The 1,241-nt window shown below is 32.8% G+C and carries 1 protein-coding gene; it reads left to right on the plus strand.

Annotation, left to right across the window (positions count from 1 at the left end):
* Nucleotides 1–225: 225 nt before the first annotated feature.
* Nucleotides 226–1,215, plus strand: coding sequence for an IS110 family RNA-guided transposase (locus tag ACRD7B_RS22705; RefSeq protein WP_430826962.1), 990 nt, complete (start codon nt 226–228; stop codon nt 1,213–1,215).
* The last annotated feature ends 26 nt before the right edge of the window (nt 1,216–1,241 follow it).

Consider the following 1,241-nt stretch of genomic DNA (forward strand, 5'->3'; position numbering starts at 1 on the left):
GCTATTAGATTAGCAATTCTAATATTATTCTTAAATTTTAGATTAATTTCTGAAAACCAGAAGAGTTGAGGTGAACTATCTCGACAATCAAATCATCGGATTTAAATCGAGCATCAGTCCTCATCTCTTCCTGGGTTAAGAACCATTTAGAATGCTAAGCTTAAAGGCTTATTAATAGCGATAGTTCAACCCATTTGGTCTTCAGTTTTTCCCAAATATAAAGTTATGAAAAAATTATTTATTGGAATTGACGTATCGAAGGATGTTTTTGATTATTGCCTGACTGATCAGAATCATGAAGTTTTATCTTCAAAGAATGTTCAACAGAATGATAATGCTGGGATAAATGAGTTTTGTAAACACATTACTAAATTTAAGGAGTATCAGGTATGGATTTGCATGGAGCATACAGGTAGATATGGAGCTTTATTGTGTTCTGAATTTACAAAGAGAGGATTAACGTTTAGCGTAATTAATCCCCTTGAAATAAAACTCTCCATAGGAATTACAAGAGGCAAAACCGATGCTATCGACGCCTATAGAATTGCATCTTACGGAGTAACTAACCAACACAAACTTGAAGCTTTTAAACTTCCCTCTAAAGAGTTACAAAAGCTAAAAGCCATAATGAGTGTCAGAGACTTGTTTGTAAAAATTAAAGTACAACTTAAGAATACATTAAAATCGCTTCTGGTACTAGATCAATCTTTGCCAATGAAAGATCAAATAAAAACTATACAAGCCTCAATTAAGAAACAAGAGGCTAATATCTTAAAACAAGAAAATCAACTTAGAGCAATAATCAAATCAAATGATGATTTGAATGAAAGTTTTTCGAAAATCACTCAGGTTATTGGCGTTGGCCCAATTACAGCAATAAAGTGCATTGCCGAAACAGACAATTTTGTGAAATTTTCAAATGGCAGAAAGTTTAGCTGCCACTGCGGTTTAGCTCCATTTGAATACCGTTCGGGAAAAAGTGTAAGAGGCAAAACAAGAACCAGTAAAATCAGCAACAAAGAGCTAAAATCCATACTATATAAAGCTGCTAGTACTGCTATACAACATGATCCGCAATTAAAAAACTATTTTAACAGAAAGGTTAATGAAGGAAAGCATAAACTAAGTGTATTAAATGCAGTAGCAAACAAAATAGTTCTTCGAATATTTGCCGTAGCATATAGAGAAGAGCCATTTGTGAAATTATCTTGCTAAAAACTTGTTTTTATCTTAGAATGCTC

Source organism: Carboxylicivirga fragile (genome assembly GCF_050589805.1).
Lineage (GTDB): Bacteria > Bacteroidota > Bacteroidia > Bacteroidales > Marinilabiliaceae > Carboxylicivirga > Carboxylicivirga fragile.